Genomic DNA, 16,964 nt, shown 5'->3' with positions numbered 1-16,964 from the left:
AAGGTCTGGTCTGCTATCATCGCCAGCCTTTGTTGATACCAGTTCGCAATTTGCGCTGAAGCGGCCCATGCCATGATTAAACAACGCACCCTGAAGAATATTATCCGTGCCACAGGTGTCGGCTTGCACTCCGGCGAGAAGGTCTACCTGACCCTCAAGCCCGCGCCTATCGATACCGGCATTGTGTTTTGTCGTGCCGACCTCGACCCTGTGGTGCAGATTCCTGCTCGCGCGGAAAACGTTGGTGAAACCACTATGTCGACCACACTGGTCAACGGTGACACCAAAGTGGACACGGTGGAGCATTTGCTCTCGGCCATGGCTGGCCTGGGCATCGATAACGCCTACGTCGAGCTCTCCGCGTCCGAAGTCCCGATCATGGATGGCAGTGCCGGACCCTTCGTATTCCTGATTCAATCGGCTGGCCTGGAAGAACAGGACGCGGCCAAGAAGTTCATCCGCATCTTGCGGGAAGTGACAGTGGAAGATGGCGACAAGCGCGCCACTTTCGTCCCTTTCGAAGGTTTCAAGGTGAGCTTCGAGATCGATTTCGATCACCCGGTTTTCCGTGACCGCACCCAGAGTGCAAGCGTGGATTTTTCCAGCACTTCGTTCGTAAAAGAAGTCAGCCGCGCCCGTACCTTTGGTTTCATGAGTGACATCGAGTACCTGCGCAAGCACAACCTCGCACTCGGCGGCAGTGTTGAAAACGCGATCGTGGTCGATTCCGATGGTGTCTTGAACGAAGACGGCCTTCGCTATGAAGACGAATTCGTCAAACACAAGATCCTCGATGCAATCGGCGACCTCTACCTGCTGGGCAATAGCCTGATTGGTGAGTTCAAGGGCTTCAAGTCCGGCCATGCACTGAACAACCAGCTGCTGCGCAAGTTGATTGAGCAGAAAGATGCTTGGGAAGTCGTGACGTTCGAAGACGCCAGCACCGCGCCAATCTCTTACATGCGTCCTGTTGCGGCCGTGTAAGCAAAAAACCTCTCTAGTTTTTGAAGGCTGCCTTTGGGTGGCCTTTTTTTATGGGCGCTTTTTTTGGTGTGTATATCCATTGCTGCGGTAACGGCGGCTTATGGTTCCGCTCTTACAGCGGGTCACTTTTGAAGAGCCCGGGAGCCGGCCCAGTCAAAAGTAACCAAAACGCTCTTGCCCCACCACTCGGTGCCTCGCCTAGGCTCGGCATGCCTGAACGAAGGCATTGCTCCGTGGGCCCGCCGCGAAGGGCCATCCATGGCCCAGCGCGGCTAACCCGGCATCCATGCCGGGTTGCCCACTGCGCAATGCCTGCGTTCGGCCAGCGTGGTTAACGGGGCGCCCGAGATCAACGTCCACCGCGAGGCGGCCTAACAGCCGACCTGGCTCTCCTGGTCATACACCTGTCAGATCTGTGGGAGCAAAGCTTGCTCGCGATGGGGCCAGCACATCCAACATCACCGCAAGCTGATACACCGCCTTCGCGAGCAAGCCCGCTCCCACATTCAATCTTCAGTGAACACAAAACTTATGCCCAACACAGCCCCCCTGTGGGAGCGAGCCTGCTCGCGATGAGGCCAGTAAGCCCAACATCCCTGTGACTGAACCACCGCCATCGCGAGCAGGCTCGCTGCCACATTCAATCTTCAGTGGACACAAAATTCATATCCAACACAGCCCCCCTGTGGGAGCGAGGCTGCTCGCGATGAGGCCAGTAAGCCCAACATCCCTGTGACTGAACCACCGCCATCGCGAGCAGGCTCGCTCCCACAGTCAATCTTCAGCGGACACAAAATTCATATCCAACACAGCCCCCCTGTGGGAGCGGGCTTGCTCGCGAAGGGGTCAGCACATCCAACATCTTCATCGACTGTGATACTGCTTTCGCGAGCAAGCCCGCTCCCACAGGAGAAATACGGTCCCCATCAAGAACCAGGTCGGCTATCAGGCCGCCTCGTGGCGGACGTTGATCTCGGGCGCCCCGTTAACCACGCTGGCTGAACGAAGGTATTGCGCAGTGGGCAACCCGGCATGGATGCCGGGATAGCCGCGCTGGGCCATGGATGGCCCTTCGCGGCGGCCCACGGAGCAATGCCTTCGTTCAGGCATGCCGAGCCTAGGCGAGGCACCAAGTGGTGGGGCAGGAGCGCTTTGGTTACTTTCGCGCTTTTCGAAAGTGACCCGCTGTAAGAGCGGAACCGCCAGCAGCCGTTATCGCAGCAACGGATATACACACTAAGTGAACAGCCACAGGGAAAGCGTCACATCGCACAAACCACACGATTTCGCCCACTGGCCTTAGCCTGGTACAGCGCCTTGTCCGCGGCGAACAAAAGTTGCTGGAGCTCGCCATACGGCCCGTTTACCCAAGTGGCGATGCCGATACTCACCGTCATCGGCGCTCCCCCCTCGATCACCGGTGGCAACTGTTCAACCGCGTCGCGAATGTTCTGGGCCATGGTGAATGCACCGGCGGTGGTGGTTTCCGGCAGCACCACCGAGAACTCTTCACCACCGTAGCGCGCCGCCAGGTCGGCGGGGCGACGAACATGTTTGCTGATCAACTGTGCCAAGGCTCGCAGGGCCTCGTCACCCCGTTGATGACCATGGCGATCATTGAACGCCTTGAAGTGATCCGCATCGATCATCAAGACAGACAACGGTTGTCCCGAACGTTGGGCGCGCAGCCATTCCTGTTGCAACGTCTCGTCCAGTGTTCGTCGGTTGGCCAGTCCTGTAAGGGAGTCGACGGATGCCAGTTGAGCCAATTCCCGTTCAGCTCTGTAGCGGCGTCGCAATTCGCGGCGCAGCAGCCAGGTGAGCCAGAGCAAACCGATGCACAGCGCGCCGGTAGCGCCACTGACCAACAATGCCGTGCGTTGCCATGACGCGAACACCTCTTGAGAGGAGAGCGCCACCACGACAATCAAAGGCAAGTTGCCCACTTGGGAAAAGGTATACAGGCGCGGCTTCTGATCCTGGCCGGAAACGCTGGTGAAACTGCCATTGCCTTCGCGCAGGATCCGCATGAAATTCGGTCGGTGACTGAAGTCCTTGCCTGTCAGGTCTTCGGCCAAGGGGGGCTCTTGTGCCAGGAGGATACCGTCGCGGCTGACCAGGTTGACCGTACCGCCATGACCGATGTTCAGACTCTTGAACAATTGGTTGAAGTAATTTAGGCGCATCGCGGCCTCGGCCACGCCCATGAACTCGCCTCGTTCGTCGCTAAGTCGATAGCTGAAACTGATGCGCCAGTCCTGCGCATGACTTCTGGAGCGGAACGGGCGGCTGATCATCATGTCCGGGCTTGGATCTTGGACATGGGACTGGAAATACTCCCGATCGGCATAGTTGCCTTTGCGCGGTGTGATCGAGGCGGAGTCAGCGATCACATCGCCGCGTTTGTCCAGCAGCAGGATATCGCCTTTGTAGGGGGCGGCGGTGGCGCGGTCGAACAGTGCCAGATGGCGAATCGCTGGTGAAACGTCTTCCAGGTCGTCACGTTTGGCGGCAGCGACCAGACCTTGCAACGACAGGTCGTAGAGCTCCACGTTACGCAACACATCGGCGTCAATCAGTTGCACGATATTGGTCGCCGCACGTGTCGCTGCCTGTTGTGCGGCGGCATGTTCGCGGATCAGCAGAAAAGTCACGATGCTCAGGATAGCAACGACAACCAGCGAACTGGCCAGTACGAGTACCCGTTCGGAACGTATCGAAGGCGGGGTGTTGCCAGGTGTCGCACTGCGCGCGCTCATGGGTCCGATGTCTGCATTGTCATGTGGCTGGGATCCGTCCCAAAGGATTGCAAACCGGCAATGAACCAGATGCTGGCCTTTTGCTGATTGTGCTTGGATCGGTGAGGGCGGGCAATCAGTGTTTGCGCAATAAATGGGTAGGAGCTGCCGAAGGCTGCGATCTGTCGATTTTGATCGAGTTGGCTTTCGCCCAGCATTCAACGCAGGAAAAGATCGAGCCTTGTGGCTGTCTCAGGCTGGCAAGCGGATCCCGAACGTGTTGGCGCCTTGGTCGCTGTGCACAAACACATCGCCACCATGCATCAGAGCAATGGCCTTGACGATGGCCAGCCCCAGCCCATGGTTGGCGCCACTGTTGCTGCGCGAGGCATCGACGCGATAGAAGCGTTCGAACAGGCGTGGCAGATGCTCGCCGGCAATCGGCTCGCCGGGATTGGTGACGGCGAGGCTGATCTGGTCGCCAAGGGCTTCGATGCGCACGTCGATCACTTGCCCTGGCGCGGTGTGCTGCACGGCGTTGCTCAGCAGGTTGATCAGCGCCCGACGCAGGTGGGCGATCTCGATGCTGGCCTGGGCGTCACCGCTGACCCGGACCTGGACCTGGGCATCTTCCAGAATGAAGTCCAGGTAGTCGAGGGTGGTCGCCACCTCGCCGGCCAGGGAGGTGCTGGTCAGCTTGGTGGCCTTGCTGCCCTGGTCTGCGCTGGCCAGGAACAGCATGTCGTTGATGATCGAGCGCAGCCGCTCCAACTCCTCGAGATTCGATTGCAGTACTTCGAAGTAGTGTTCGGCCGAGCGTCCCCGGGTCAGTGCCACTTGGGTCTGGCCGATCAGGTTGGTCAGGGGCGAGCGTAATTCATGGGCGACGTCGGCATTGAACGATTCCAGCCGCGAATAAGCCTGTTCGACCCGGTCGAGGGTGGCGTTGAAGGAACTGACGAACTGGCTCAGCTCCGGCGGCAAGGGCGATAGCTGCAAGCGCCCGGACAGGCGGGGCGGGGCCAGGCGCCGGGCTTCATCGGACAGCTTGATCAGCGGCTTGAGGCCGATGCGCGCGACCCAGTAGCCCAGCAACGAAGCCAGGAGCACACCGACAATCGCCAGGCTCACCAGCGCCACCAACAGGCGATGCTGGGTCTGGTAGAAGGTCTGGGTGTCGATGCCGATCATGAAGCGCAGCGGCGGACGCTGGTCCTTGGCCGGGAACTGGCTCACCAGCACTTTCACCGGGTAGTGCCGATGGGGCAAGGTCAGGTCGCGCTTACCCAGGGGGCCTTGGGCAAAGGTGCGGATCTGCGCATCGGGATCGCCGTATTCAAAGCGTGGATCGTCACTGACGATCCAGAAATGGATGCGCTTGTCTTCTTCACCGAGCAACCGCAGCTTGTTGTTGATCTTCACCCAGTGTTCAGGCGTGCCGTAGCGGCCAACGGTAGACTCCAGGACACTGTAGCGGGCATCGAGCTCGGCTTCGGGCAACAGGCCCAGGCCCTTGGCGACCTGTTGGTACAAGGCGCCCCCGATCAACAGGAACACCAGCGCCGCCACCAGCGTAAACAGGCCGCTCAGGCGCAGGGCGATGCTGTTAGGGAGCGTCATCACTGCGACTCTCCAACACATAACCCATGCCGCGGATGGTGTGCAGCAACTTCTGTTCGAACGGCCCGTCGAGCTTGGCTCGCAAGCGTTTGATCGCCACTTCCACCACGTTGGCGTCACTGTCGAAGTTGATGTCCCAGACCATTTCGGCAATGGCGGTTTTCGAGAGGATTTCACCCTGGCGGCGGGCCAGGACGCTGAGCAGGGAGAACTCCTTGGCCGTCAGGTCCAGGCGCTGGCCAGCACGTGTGGCCTTGCGGCTGATCAGGTCGATCCACAGGTCGGCGATGCTCACCTGCACCGGTTCATGGCCGCCGCTGCGACGGGTCAGGGCTTGCAGGCGGGCCACCAGTTCGAGGAAGGAGAAGGGCTTGCCCAGGTAGTCATCGGCGCCGTCGCGCAAGCCCTTGATGCGGTCCTCGACCCGTTCCCGGGCGGTGAGCATGATCACCGGGGTCTGCTTGCGGGCGCGCAGGGCCCGCAGTACGCCGAAGCCGTCCAGGCCTGGCAGCATCACGTCGAGCACGATCACCGCATAGTCGGTTTCCAGGGCCAGGTGCAGTCCCTCGATGCCGTCCGGCGCCACGTCCACGGTGTAGCCCTGTTCGGTCAGGCCGCGGTGCAGATAGTCCGCGGTTTTTTCTTCGTCTTCGATAATCAGAACGCGCATGGCCCTGCCTCAGTGGTCTGTGCTCGCCAGCGCCGCCGTCGGCGCCGACCCTGGCTGATGGGCGGGCCGATGGAACAGTCGCTCCAGCCACAAGTATATGACTGGTGTGGTGAACAGCGTCAGCGCCTGGCTCACCAGCAGGCCGCCTACCACCGCGATGCCCAGGGGCTGGCGCAGCTCCGAGCCGGGGCCATAGCCGAGCATTAGCGGCAAGGCGCCGAGCAGGGCGGCCAGGGTGGTCATCATGATCGGCCGGAAACGTGTCAGGCACGCCTGGAAAATCGCCTCCTGGGGCGCCAGGCCTTTGTTGCGCTGGGCGTCGAGGGCGAAGTCGATCATCAGGATGCCGTTCTTCTTGACGATCCCGATCAGCAGCACCAGGCCGATCAGCGCCATGATCGAAAAGTCCTGGCCCAGCAGCCAGAGCATGATCAGCGCGCCGAGGCCGGCCGAGGGCAGGGTGGAGATGATCGTCAACGGGTGCACGAAACTCTCGTAGAGCACGCCGAGGATGATGTACACGGCCACCAGTGCGGCGAGGATCAGCCATGGCTGGCTCGCCAGGGAACTCTGGAAGGCCTGGGCCGCGCCCTGGAAGCTGCCGGTAATGGCGGCGGGCATGCCGATTTCGTTCTTCGCCTGGTCGAGCAGGCGCACCGCGTCCCCCAGGGCCACGCCGGGCGCCAGGTTGAATGACAGGTTGGCGGCCGGGAACATGCCATCGTGGGCAATTGACAGCGGGCCGTTGCTCGGCGCATCGAAGCGGGCCAGGGCCGAGAGCGGCACCATTTCCCCACTCAGGGGCGAACGCAGGTAGAAATACGCCAGGCTTTCGGCCTTGCCTCGTTGCGCGGTGTCGAGCTCCAGGATCACGTTGTACTGGTTGGTCTCGGTCTGGAATTCATTGATCTGCCGCTGGCCGAAGGCGTCGTACAGGGCCTGGTCGACATCGGTGGCGGTGAGGCCGAAGCGAGCCGCCGCGCTGCGGTCGATGTTGATGTGGGTGATGCTGCCGCCCAGTTGCAGGTCGTTGGAGATGTCACGGAACGCCGGGTTGCCACGCAGCTTGTCCGTGAGTTTTTGCGTCCAGGCGTTGAGGCTCGGTCCGTCGTTGCTCTTGAGCACGTATTGATATTGGGCGCGACTGGGGCCAGAACTGAGGTTGATGTCTTGCCCGGCCCTGAGGTACAGCACCACGCCGGGGATTTTCAGCAATTGCGGGCGGATCCGGTCGATGAAGCCGCTGGCCGACACGTCACGCTCGCCACGGGGCTTGAGGGCGATCCAGAAGCGGCCGTTGGCGATGGTCTGGTTGTTGCCCGAGACACCGACGGAGTGGGAGAAGGTCTGCACCGCCGGGTCGGCGGCGACGATTTCGGCCAGGGCCTTGTGCTTGGCCACCATGTCGGGGAACGACACATCGGCGGCGGCTTCGCTGGTGCCCAGTATCAGGCCGGTGTCCTGTACCGGGAAGAACCCCTTGGGAATGAACACGTAGCCCACCACCGCCAGTGCCAGGGTCAGGCCGAACACGCCGATCATCAGCTTTTGATGGGCCAGGGCCCGACGCAGGCCGTGCTCGTACCGGCTCAGCAAACGCTCGCCGAACCCTGGCGTGCTGTGGGCATGATGCACCGGGGCGCGCATGAACAGCGCGGCCAGGGTCGGCGCCAAGGTGAGCGACACCACCACCGAAATCAGGATGGTCGAGGTGGCGGTCAGGGCAAACTCCTTGAACAGGCGTCCGACCACGCCGCCCATGAACAGCAGCGGAATGAACGCCGCCACCAGCGAGAGGCTGATGGAGACCACGGTAAAGCCGATTTCTCCGGCACCCTTGATCGCCGCCTCGCGCATGCTTTCGCCGGCCTCCAGGTGCCGGTGGATGTTCTCCACCACCACAATCGCATCGTCCACCACGAACCCCACCGAGATGACGATCGCCACCAGGGTCAGGTTGTTCAGGCTAAAACCCATCACGTACATCAGGGCGAAACTGGCGGTCAGCGACACCCCCAGCACCGCCGAGACAATCAGGGTCGCCGAGAGCTGGCGCAGGAACAGCGCCATCACCGCGACCACCAGCAGCACCGCGATCAGAAGGGTGATTTCCACTTCATGCAACGAGGCACGGATGGTCTGGGTGCGGTCGATCAGGACCTTGACCTGAACGGCGGCGGGCAACATGGCTTGCAGGGTGGGCAGGGCCGCCTGGATGCGGTCGACGGTCTCGACGATGTTTGCCCCCGGTTGCCGGAAGATCACCAGGTTGACTCCCGGCTCGTTGTCGGACCAGGCCTGGACGTAGGCGTTTTCCGAGCCGTTGACGACCTTGGCGATGTCCTTGAGCTGTACCGGTGCCCCGTCCCGGTAGGACACGATCAGCTCACCGTACTCCGCAGGCTTGAACAACTGGTCGTTGGTGGACAGGGTGGAAATGCTCGAATCGCCGTACAGGGCGCCCTTGGCCAGGTTGAGGCTGGCCTGCTGGAGCGCCAGGCGGATGTCCGCCAGGGTCAGGCCGATGGCGGCGAGCCGGTCAGCCGAGGCCTGGACCCGGATCGCCGGACGCTGTTGGCCGGTGATGTAGATTTGTCCTACGCCATCGATCTGGCTGATCTGACGCGAGAGCAGGGTTTCGACGTAGTCGCTCAGCTCGGTGCCGGGCATCAGGGAGGAACTGACGCTGAGGATCAGCACCGGGCTGTCGGCAGGGTTGACCTTGCGCCAGGTCGGCAGGTTCGGCATGTCGTTGGGCAGTTTGCCGGCGGCGGTGTTGATCGCCGCCTGTACTTCCTGGGCGGCGGTGTCGATGCTTTTATCGAGGCTGAATTGCAGGATCAGGTTGGTCGAGCCCAGGGCACTGCTGGAAGTCATCTGGGTGATGCCGGGAATGGCGCTGAATTGCACTTCCAGGGGCGTCGCCACCGACGAGGCCATGGTTTCGGGACTGGCCCCAGGCAACTGCGCGTTGACCTGGATGGTCGGGAATTCCGCCTCCGGCAACGGTGCGACGGGCAGGCGAGGAAACGCGATCACCCCCAGCAGTACCAGGGCAAACGTCAGCAGCACCGTGGCAATGGGGTGGTCGATGCACCACGCCGAAACCGAGCCGCGACCCTTCATGGTTGCGGCTCCGTGGTCTTGGCCAGGGCGGGCGGATCACTGAGCACCTGGATGTGGCTGCCTGGCTTGAGCCGTGACTGACCATCGCTCACCAGTTGATCGCCAGCGTTCACCCCTTTGATGATGTGCAGGTCGCTGTCCTGGTACACCATCACCACCGGCACGCTCTCGACCTTGTCGCCCTTGATCCGGTACACGAAGTGTTGCTCCAGCCCGCGCTGGACCACAGTGGGAGGCACCACCAGGGCGTCCTTGTCGAGGGCGGTCTGGATCTTCAACGTCACCAGTTGCCCGGGCCACAGCCGTTGCGCGGCATTGTTGAATTCAGCCTTGGCCCGCAGGGTTCCGGTGTTGGCGTTGATCTGGTTGTCGATGAGGCTCAGGCGTCCCTCGCCGAGCAGCTCCCCGGTGGCACCATCGGCGCCGATATAAGCCTTGACCAAGGCTTGCTCGGGCGCGGCGATCAACCGTTGCAAGGTGGGCAGCATTTGCTGGGGCAGGGAGAACTCCACGGCGATCGGGTCGATCTGGGTCACCGTGAACAGGCCTTCGGTGTCGCTGGTGCGCAGGAAGTTGCCTTCATCCACATTGCGAATGCCGACGCGACCGCTCACCGGGGAGCGGATCTGTGTGTAGGACAGTTGCACCTGCGCCGAGTCGATGGCCGCCTGGTTGCCCTGGGCGGTGGCCTTGAGCTGGTTGACCAGCGCCTGTTGCTGGTCATAGGTCTGCTTCGATACGCCGTCATCGACGCTCAGCAATTTGTAGCGCTTGAGATTGACCTGGGCCACCGCCAACTGCGCCTGGCTCTCGCCGAGCTGGGCCCGGGCCTGGTCGAGGCTGGCGCGGATCGAACGATCGTCGATGGTCGCCAACAGGTCACCCTTCTTGACCAGTTGCCCTTCCTTGACCAGCAACCGGGTGAGGATGCCGTCGATCTGCGGCCGGATGACCACGCTGTGCAGCGACAGGACCGTGCCGATGCCGCTGGCGAAGCGCGGTACATCCTTTTGCACCACGCTGATGGCCCGTACCGGAACGGCAGTCGGAGCGCTGGGCTTGGCGGTCACGGGCTTGAGCACAAACCAGAGGACGAGGGCCACCAAGGCGACCAACAACACGACGAGCAGGACGGTTTTCTTCTGGGTGTGCATGGATATGAAGGGCCGGTTCGGGACACAGGAGTTTGAGCTTTCTTATATAGCGTTACGAGCCGGTCAGGAAGGTGACGGCTAACTGACAGGCTTGTCAGTTTTGTCCCGACTTGCTGTCAGATGAATGGTTGTGCCAGATGAAACTGCCCTGCGCGCTGTGATATCGGGCAGGTATACTGGCGCCTTTCGCGGCTCGCCCTTCGGGCCCGACTTGCATGCATGACCCGGAGCCTTACATGACTTCCCCGACATCTTCGCCTGCGGATGAACTCCCCGGCGGCGAACAGGCCGATTTGTCCGACAGCGATGTTTCCAGCGCCGAGGACGCCAAAGCGGCGATCCCTGCCTTCAAGTTCCCGTTCAAACCCGGTGAACTGGCTGCGGCCAAGGGCGCCGGCCAGCAGCCGTGGTACAAGAACGGCGCGAAGAATGGCCATACCAAGACCCCGGGCGCCGCGCCTCCCGGTACGCGTCGTTCGATGGGCAAGCGCTGACATCATCCTTCACGCACGGGGGCGACTTCAGTTCGCGACCCGTGCGCCTGCCAGGCTTCCACTCAATTCGTAAGCCGCCAGCTCAGACTGGTGCGCCGCAAGGATTTCCGGCAACGAGCCTCGCAGGTACTCGACCCAGGTCTTGATCTTCGCATCCAGGTATTGGCGCGACGGGTAGATGGCATAGAGGTTCAGTTCCTGGGAGCGGTAGTTGGGCATCACCCGCACCAGCGTGCCGTTGCGCAAGCCTTCGATGGCCGCGTACACCGGTAATACCCCCACGCCCATGCCGCTGGTGATTGCGGTTTTCATCGCGTCGGCGGAATTCACCAGGAACGGTGAGCTGTTGATGGTGACCATCTCCTGGCCTTCCGGGCCGTCGAACACCCATTTTTCCAGCGGAATGACCGGGCTGACCAGGCGCAGGCAGGCGTGGTTGAGCAGGTCGCCGGGTTTTTGCGGGCAGCCGCTGGCTTTCACGTAGGCGGGCGATGCGCAGACGATGCTGTAGGTGATCCCCAGGCGCTGGGAGACGAAGCCCGAATCCGGCAGCTCGCTGGCGAGCACGATGGAGACGTCGTAGCCCTCGTCGAGGATGTCCGGCACGCGGTTGGCCAGGGTCAGGTCGAAGGTCACATCCGGATGGGTCTTGCGGTAACGGGCGATGGCGTCGATCACGAAATGCTGGCCGATACCGGTCATCGTATGGACCTTCAACTGCCCGGCCGGTCGCGCGTGGGCGTCGCTGGCCTCGGCTTCCGCTTCTTCGACATAAGCCAGGATCTGCTCGCAACGCAACAAGTAGCGTTTACCCGCCTCGGTCAGGGCGATGCGGCGAGTGGTGCGGTTGAGCAGGCGGGTTTGCAGATGGGCTTCCAGGTTGGAAACTGCGCGCGAGATGTTGGCCGTCGTGGTGTCCAGTTGCGCGGCGGCGGCGGTGAAGCTGCCAGCTTCGGCAACACAACTGAACGCGCGCATGTTTTGCAAGGTGTCCATGGAGGGCTCTCTTGGGAGGTGGCAAATTGTGACACGAAGTTACAGAGCAGCGGGACCCGACTAATGGATTATCGCGTTAACGGTAACAAAGATTCACAGAAAGGTCGGCTTATCGCCGGGGAGGGCGATGCCTAGAATTGCCGCCAATCCTGGGTCACTGATTCCTGTGGGAGCCCTTGTGGGAGCCGAGCTTGCTCGCGATGAACGATGACGCGGTCCTGCCGTTAAACCGTGTCGTCCCCATCGCGAGCAAGCTCGGCTCCCGCAAAGGCTCGCTCCCACAAGTTTTGCGTTAACAGGCAGCCATCCTCGTCGTCATGCTCCATCTCAGGAATTTTGCGCAAGTGCCGCGTCGCATCAGCAGAGAGCTGAAGACTCTCAGTGTTTGGGTTCTGACATTAACCATCAGCGGTTGCATCGGGACAGGCGGGATAGGGCCGCAAAGCCAGGTAATGCCGGCCAACCAACTGGCGACCGATGCCGCCATCCGCGAGGCCGCTCGCGACGCTCACTGGCCCACCCGCCGATGGTGGCAAGCCTATGGCGATCGGCAACTGGATCGCTGGGTCGACCTGGCCGTGCGGGACAGCCCGAGCCTGGCCATGGCCGCCGCGCGGGTGCGGCAGGCCAAGGCCATGGCCGGTGTTGCCGAAGCCGCCGAGTCGCTGCAGATCAATGGCCAGGCGACCCTCAAGCGCCATGGCTGGCCCACCGATCAGTTCTATGGCCCGGGCGAACTGGCCGATACCACGACCTGGGACAACAATGCCGCCCTGGGCTTGAGCTACGCCCTGGACCTGTGGGGCCGCGAGCGCAATGCCAGTGAACGGGCGGTTGACCTGGCCCATGCCAGTGTCGCGCAGGCGCGCCAGGCGCAACTGGAACTGCAGAGCAACATCGTGCGCGCCTACATCCAGTTTTCACTGCACTACGCCCAGCACGATATCGTCGCCGCGACCCTCCACCAACAAGAGCAGATTCTCGACCTTGCGCAGAAGCGCTTGGACGGCGGCATCGGCACCCATTTCGAAGTCAGCCAGGCCCAGGCACCACTGCCCGAGACCCACCGCCAACTCGACGCCCTGGACGAAGCCATCGCCTTGAGCCGCAATCAATTGGCGGCGCTGGCGGGCAAGGGACCGGGAGAGGGCGCGCAATTGCAACGCCCGACCCTGGCCCTCGGCGCGCCCCTGAAGTTGCCGTCGGCCTTACCCGCCGAACTGCTTGGCCAGCGTCCGGATGTGGTGGCCGGGCGTTGGCAAGTGGCGGCCCAGGCCCGGGGCATCGATGTGGCCCGGGCCGGTTTCTATCCCAACGTCGACCTGGTGGGTAGCCTCGGCTACATGGCCACCGGCGGTGGGGCGTTGGAGTTCTTGACGGGCAAGAAGCTCACCTACAACGTCGGACCGGCAATCACGTTGCCGATCTTTGACGGCGGGCGCTTGCGTTCACAGTTGGGCGAGGCGGCGGCCGGTTATGACATCGCCGTGGCGCACTACAACCAGACACTGGTGAACGCCCTCAAGGGCATTTCCGATCAGTTGATCCGCCGCCAGTCCATGGACAAGCAGCAGGCCTTCGCCGCCGAATCGGTGGCCGCTGCCCAGCGCACCTACGACATCGCAATGGTGGCGTTCCAGCGCGGGCTCACCGATTACCTCAACGTGCTCAACGCCCAAAGCCTGTTGTTCAAGCAGCAACAGGTGCAACAGCAGGTGCAGGCGGCGCGCTTGAGTGCCCATGCCGACCTGGTGACGGCGTTGGGTGGTGGGCTTGAGGCCGGCAGCGACAGCCCTGACTTGGGCCACGTACGGTGAGCAATATTTCCCCTGTGACGTCTTTACTTGCCCCCGCACGCTGGCTGTACCGTCTTGAGTGGCGTCGGGGTTTCTTCGACTGGGTCCGCAGCGACGGGGTGACCTGGGTCTATATCTTCAAGGTCCTGTTTGCCGCGTTCCTGACCTTGTGGTTGGCGATGCGCCTGGAGTTGCCGCAACCGCGCACGGCCATGATCACCGTGTTCATCGTCATGCAGCCCCAGAGCGGGCAGGTGTTCGCCAAGAGTTTCTATCGCTTGCTCGGCACCCTGGCCGGCTCGGCGGTGATGGTGGCGCTGATCGCCTTGTTTGCCCAGAACACCGAGCCGTTCCTCGCTTGCCTGGCGGTCTGGGTTGGCCTCTGTTCGGCAGGGGCGGCGCGTTATCGCAACTTCCGGGCCTATGGTTTTGTGCTGGCCGGCTACACCGCGGCGATGATCGGCCTGCCGGCCCTGGCCCATCCGGAAGACGCGTTCATGGCGGCGGTCTGGCGGGTGCTGGAGATTTCCCTGGGGATCCTCTGCGCCACCCTGGTCAGCGCCGCGATCCTGCCGCAAACCGCCAGTGCCGCCATGCGCAATGCCTTGTACCAGCGCTTTGGAGTGTTTGCCCTGTTTGTCACCGATGGCCTGCGTGGGCGCAGCAAGCGGGAGACCTTCGAAGCGCGCAACGTGGGCTTCATTGCCGAGGCGGTGGGCCTGGAAAGCCTGCGCAGTGTGACCGTGTTCGAAGACCCGCACATGCGTCGGCGCAACGGCCGGCTCAATCGCTTGAACAGCGAGTTCATGGGCATCACCACCCGCTTCAACGCTTTGCACCAATTGCTGGAGCGCTTGCGCAGCAGTGCGGCGGATCACGTGGTCAACGCCATCAAGCCAGGTTTGCAAACGTTGGCCGAACTGCTCGACGGTTTCAGTGGCCGCGCCCTGACCGACGCCGATGCGGCCCGTCTGGCGGCGGCGCTGGCCGAGTACAAGGCCGAGCTGCCGGCCCAGGTGCGACGGCTGCGGGCTTTGTTCCAGGAAACGGCGCCCAGTGATGGGCAGCAACTGGATTTTCATACTGCCTACGAGCTGCTTTATCGCTTCGTCGATGACTTGCACGGCTATGCCCTGACCCACGCCTCCCTGGCGGATCATCGCCACGAACGTGAACGCTGGGACGAACCGTTCGTGCCGCAGACCAACTGGCTGGCCGCCACGGCATCGGGTGTTCGCGCCGCCTTCATCCTGTTGCTGCTGGGGAGTTATTGGGTCGCCACGGCCTGGCCGAGCGGCGCGACCATGACGATGATCGCCGCCGCCACCGTGGGATTGTCGGCCGCGACGCCGAACCCCAAGCGCATGGCTTTCCAGATGGCCTGCGGCACGTTGTTCGGGGCGGTGATCGGCTTTGTCGAGATGTTCTTCATCTTCCCGTTGATCGACGGCTTCCCTTTGCTTTGTGTGATGCTGGCGCCGGTGATCATGCTCGGCTCGTTCCTCAGCTCGCGACCGAAATACGCCGGGGTCGGGCTGGGGCTGCTGATCTTTTTCAGCAGCGGTTCGGTGCCGGACAACCTGACGGTCTACAACCCCTACGCCTTCATCAACGATTACATCGCGATGATCCTCGGCATGCTGGTGTGTGCCGCGGCCGGGGCAATCATTCTGCCGCCCAACAGTCGCTGGTTGTGGCGCCGGCTCGAACAGGATTTGCGCGAGCAAGTGGTGTTTGCCATCAGCGGCAAGCTCAAGGGCCTGGCGTCGAGCTTCGAAAGTGCTACCCGCGACTTGCTGCATCAGGCCTACGGGCTGGCGGCGGGGCAGCCTCGGGTGCAACGGGACTTGCTGCGCTGGATGTTCGTGGTGCTGGAGGTCGGTCACGCGATTATCGAGTTGCGCAAGGAACAGGCGATTTTGCCGGTGCATCCGGCTTATGCCGAAAGCCAGCCGTGGCGCCAGGCGATTCGGGTGATGGGGCGGGCGCTGGTGCGGCTGTTCCGCCAACCGAGCCAGAGCAATCTGGAGCGTGCCCTGGTGGCGGTCGACCACGCTATCGGCCGCGTACAGGCCACCGACGAACCCTTCGCCCCGCATTTCGACACCTCGGCGCTGCGCCGGGTGAAAAGCTACCTGCATTTCATCCGCACCTCGTTGCTGGACCCGCAATCGCCGTTGGCCGGCTATGTCATACCGCATGCCATGCCGCATGCCACACCGCTGCTCCAGGAACCTGAACATGCCCCGTGAGATCGCCTTCCATGGTGTGTACATGCCCACCATGACCTTGATGTTTTTCATCGCCGCCGGCCTGGCCTGGGCGTTGGACCGCTTCCTGTCGGGGCTGGACCTGTACCGCTTCTTCTGGCACCCGGCGTTGTTGCGCCTGAGTCTGTTTACCTGTCTGTTCGGCGCGCTGGCGCTGACGGTCTACCGTTGAGATCGATGCGATGAAAAAGTTTTTCAGCCTGCTGGCGACGCTGTTGGTTCTGGCCCTGGCGCTGTGGATCGGCCGTACGCTGTGGGTCCATTACATGAACACGCCCTGGACCCGCGATGGCCGGGTGCGGGCCGACATCATCAATGTGGCCGCCGATGTCAGTGGCGAGGTAGTCGAAGTGCCGGTGCGCGACAACCAATCGGTGAAAAAGGGTGACCTGTTGATGCGCATCGATCCTGAGCATTACCGCATCGCCGTGAAGCAGGCTCGCTCCCTGGTGGCGTCACGCAAGGCCACTTGGGAGATGCGCAAGGTCAACGCCCATCGACGTGCCGACCTGGACAGCCTGGTGATCTCCCGGGAAAACCGCGACGACGCCAGCAACATCGCCGACTCGGCCCTGGCCGATTACCAGCAGGCCCAAGCGCAATTGGAAGCCGCCGAGCTGAACCTGTCGCGCACCGAAGTCCGCGCGGCGGTGGATGGCTACGTCACCAACCTCAACGTGCACCGTGGCGACTACGCACGCATCGGCGAGGCGAAGATGGCCGTGGTGGACATGAATTCGTTCTGGGTCTATGGCTTCTTCGAAGAGACCAAATTGCCCAAGGTGCGGGTCGGCGATTCAGCGCAGTTGCAGTTGATGAGCGGTGAAATGCTCAAGGGGCATGTGGAAAGCATCTCCCGCGGCATCTACGACCGGGACAACCCCGAAAGCCGCGAACTGATCGCCGACGTGAACCCGACCTTCAACTGGGTTCGCCTGGCCCAGCGGGTGCCGGTGCGCATTCATCTGGACGAAGTGCCCGACGGGGTGCTGCTGGCGGCGGGGATGACTTGCACGGTGGTGGTAGAACCCCATGACAAGCGCTGAGCCCCCCATGGGGATTGTGAGATTTGATACACACCACAGATCCCTGTGGGAGCGAGCTTGCTCGCGAAAG

13 protein-coding genes are annotated in these 16,964 nt (G+C 62.4%); 6 read left to right on the top strand and 7 right to left on the bottom strand.

What is annotated here, in order from left to right; all coding sequences use genetic code 11:
- Positions 1-72 precede the first annotated feature (72 nt).
- Positions 73-984 carry a UDP-3-O-acyl-N-acetylglucosamine deacetylase gene (gene lpxC, locus Q7F16_RS17765; RefSeq protein WP_003178240.1) on the top strand — a complete coding sequence of 304 codons (912 nt, stop codon included), beginning with the start codon at positions 73-75 and terminating at the stop codon, positions 982-984.
- Between the two features lie 945 nt (positions 985-1,929).
- Here the strand turns inward: lpxC and Q7F16_RS17760 are convergent.
- From Q7F16_RS17760 to Q7F16_RS17735, 6 genes are all read right to left on the bottom strand, one after another.
- Positions 1,930-2,094, bottom strand: coding sequence for a hypothetical protein (locus Q7F16_RS17760; protein ID WP_162486707.1), 165 nt, complete (start codon positions 2,092-2,094; stop codon positions 1,930-1,932).
- Positions 2,095-2,246: 152 nt separating this feature from the next.
- The gene (locus Q7F16_RS17755; RefSeq protein WP_046064894.1) at positions 2,247-3,743 is read right to left on the bottom strand and encodes a sensor domain-containing diguanylate cyclase; all 1,497 of its coding nucleotides are present in this window, start codon (positions 3,741-3,743) and stop codon (positions 2,247-2,249) included.
- Between the two features lie 231 nt (positions 3,744-3,974).
- A complete protein-coding gene (locus Q7F16_RS17750) occupies positions 3,975-5,342 on the bottom strand; it encodes a heavy metal sensor histidine kinase (RefSeq protein ID WP_046064892.1) in 1,368 nt (455 codons plus the stop codon).
- Entirely contained in the window at positions 5,329-6,012 is a 684-nt protein-coding gene (locus Q7F16_RS17745) for a heavy metal response regulator transcription factor (RefSeq protein ID WP_018606111.1), read from the bottom strand. The genes Q7F16_RS17750 and Q7F16_RS17745 overlap by 14 nt, the downstream gene beginning before the upstream one ends.
- A gap of 9 nt (positions 6,013-6,021) precedes the next feature.
- Positions 6,022-9,138: a multidrug efflux RND transporter permease subunit gene (locus Q7F16_RS17740; protein ID WP_046064891.1), complete on the bottom strand. Its 3,117-nt coding sequence runs from the start codon at positions 9,136-9,138 to the stop codon at positions 6,022-6,024.
- Positions 9,135-10,292 carry an efflux RND transporter periplasmic adaptor subunit gene (locus tag Q7F16_RS17735; protein WP_409556132.1) on the bottom strand — a complete coding sequence of 386 codons (1,158 nt, stop codon included), beginning with the start codon at positions 10,290-10,292 and terminating at the stop codon, positions 9,135-9,137. The genes Q7F16_RS17740 and Q7F16_RS17735 overlap by 4 nt, the downstream gene beginning before the upstream one ends.
- 236 nt (positions 10,293-10,528) lie before the next feature.
- Between Q7F16_RS17735 and Q7F16_RS17730 the strand changes: the two genes are divergently transcribed.
- Entirely contained in the window at positions 10,529-10,786 is a 258-nt protein-coding gene (locus Q7F16_RS17730) for a hypothetical protein (RefSeq protein WP_409556131.1), read from the top strand.
- A 27-nt stretch (positions 10,787-10,813) separates the two neighbouring features.
- Here the strand turns inward: Q7F16_RS17730 and Q7F16_RS17725 are convergent, their stop codons facing one another.
- Positions 10,814-11,782: a LysR family transcriptional regulator gene (locus Q7F16_RS17725; RefSeq protein WP_003205334.1), complete on the bottom strand. Its 969-nt coding sequence runs from the start codon at positions 11,780-11,782 to the stop codon at positions 10,814-10,816.
- A gap of 344 nt (positions 11,783-12,126) precedes the next feature.
- Here Q7F16_RS17725 and Q7F16_RS17720 point away from each other — a divergent pair, with 344 nt between their 5' ends.
- The 4 genes from Q7F16_RS17720 to Q7F16_RS17705 are packed head-to-tail and all read left to right on the top strand — an operon-like array spanning position 12,127 to position 16,894.
- Positions 12,127-13,599 (top strand): efflux transporter outer membrane subunit, encoded by a 1,473-nt coding sequence (locus Q7F16_RS17720; RefSeq protein WP_079302564.1) that lies wholly within the window; start codon positions 12,127-12,129, stop codon positions 13,597-13,599.
- A gap of 14 nt (positions 13,600-13,613) precedes the next feature.
- Positions 13,614-15,830 carry an FUSC family protein gene (locus Q7F16_RS17715; RefSeq protein ID WP_079303428.1) on the top strand — a complete coding sequence of 739 codons (2,217 nt, stop codon included), beginning with the start codon at positions 13,614-13,616 and terminating at the stop codon, positions 15,828-15,830.
- The gene (locus Q7F16_RS17710) at positions 15,820-16,020 is read left to right on the top strand and encodes a DUF1656 domain-containing protein (protein WP_003205331.1); all 201 of its coding nucleotides are present in this window, start codon (positions 15,820-15,822) and stop codon (positions 16,018-16,020) included. Before Q7F16_RS17715 ends, Q7F16_RS17710 begins: the two co-directional genes overlap by 11 nt.
- A 10-nt stretch (positions 16,021-16,030) precedes the next feature.
- Complete coding sequence (locus Q7F16_RS17705; RefSeq protein ID WP_046064887.1) at positions 16,031-16,894, top strand: efflux RND transporter periplasmic adaptor subunit; 864 nt, start codon at positions 16,031-16,033, stop codon at positions 16,892-16,894.
- Positions 16,895-16,964 lie beyond the last annotated feature (70 nt).

Origin of the sequence: Pseudomonas sp. Lb2C2, from assembly GCF_052112205.1 — a bacterium.
GTDB lineage: Bacteria > Pseudomonadota > Gammaproteobacteria > Pseudomonadales > Pseudomonadaceae > Aquipseudomonas > Aquipseudomonas kilonensis.
This window is presented reverse-complemented; position numbering and strand designations above follow the sequence as displayed.

What these genes read in the sequence shown, in the direction of transcription:
- Q7F16_RS17710 (WP_003205331.1), top strand. Translation starts at nt 15,820, where the DNA reads ATGCCCCGTGAGATCGCCTTCCATGGTGTGTACATGCCCACCATGACC.
- Q7F16_RS17740 (WP_046064891.1), bottom strand. Translation starts at nt 9,138, where the DNA reads ATGAAGGGTCGCGGCTCGGTTTCGGCGTGGTGCATCGACCACCCCATT.
- Q7F16_RS17755 (WP_046064894.1), bottom strand. Translation starts at nt 3,743, where the DNA reads ATGAGCGCGCGCAGTGCGACACCTGGCAACACCCCGCCTTCGATACGT.
- Q7F16_RS17725 (WP_003205334.1), bottom strand. Translation starts at nt 11,782, where the DNA reads ATGGACACCTTGCAAAACATGCGCGCGTTCAGTTGTGTTGCCGAAGCT.
- Q7F16_RS17760 (WP_162486707.1), bottom strand. Translation starts at nt 2,094, where the DNA reads ATGCCTGAACGAAGGCATTGCTCCGTGGGCCGCCGCGAAGGGCCATCC.
- Q7F16_RS17735 (WP_409556132.1), bottom strand. Translation starts at nt 10,292, where the DNA reads ATGCACACCCAGAAGAAAACCGTCCTGCTCGTCGTGTTGTTGGTCGCC.
- lpxC (WP_003178240.1), top strand. Translation starts at nt 73, where the DNA reads ATGATTAAACAACGCACCCTGAAGAATATTATCCGTGCCACAGGTGTC.
- Q7F16_RS17750 (WP_046064892.1), bottom strand. Translation starts at nt 5,342, where the DNA reads ATGACGCTCCCTAACAGCATCGCCCTGCGCCTGAGCGGCCTGTTTACG.
- Q7F16_RS17730 (WP_409556131.1), top strand. Translation starts at nt 10,529, where the DNA reads ATGACTTCCCCGACATCTTCGCCTGCGGATGAACTCCCCGGCGGCGAA.
- Q7F16_RS17745 (WP_018606111.1), bottom strand. Translation starts at nt 6,012, where the DNA reads ATGCGCGTTCTGATTATCGAAGACGAAGAAAAAACCGCGGACTATCTG.
- Q7F16_RS17705 (WP_046064887.1), top strand. Translation starts at nt 16,031, where the DNA reads ATGAAAAAGTTTTTCAGCCTGCTGGCGACGCTGTTGGTTCTGGCCCTG.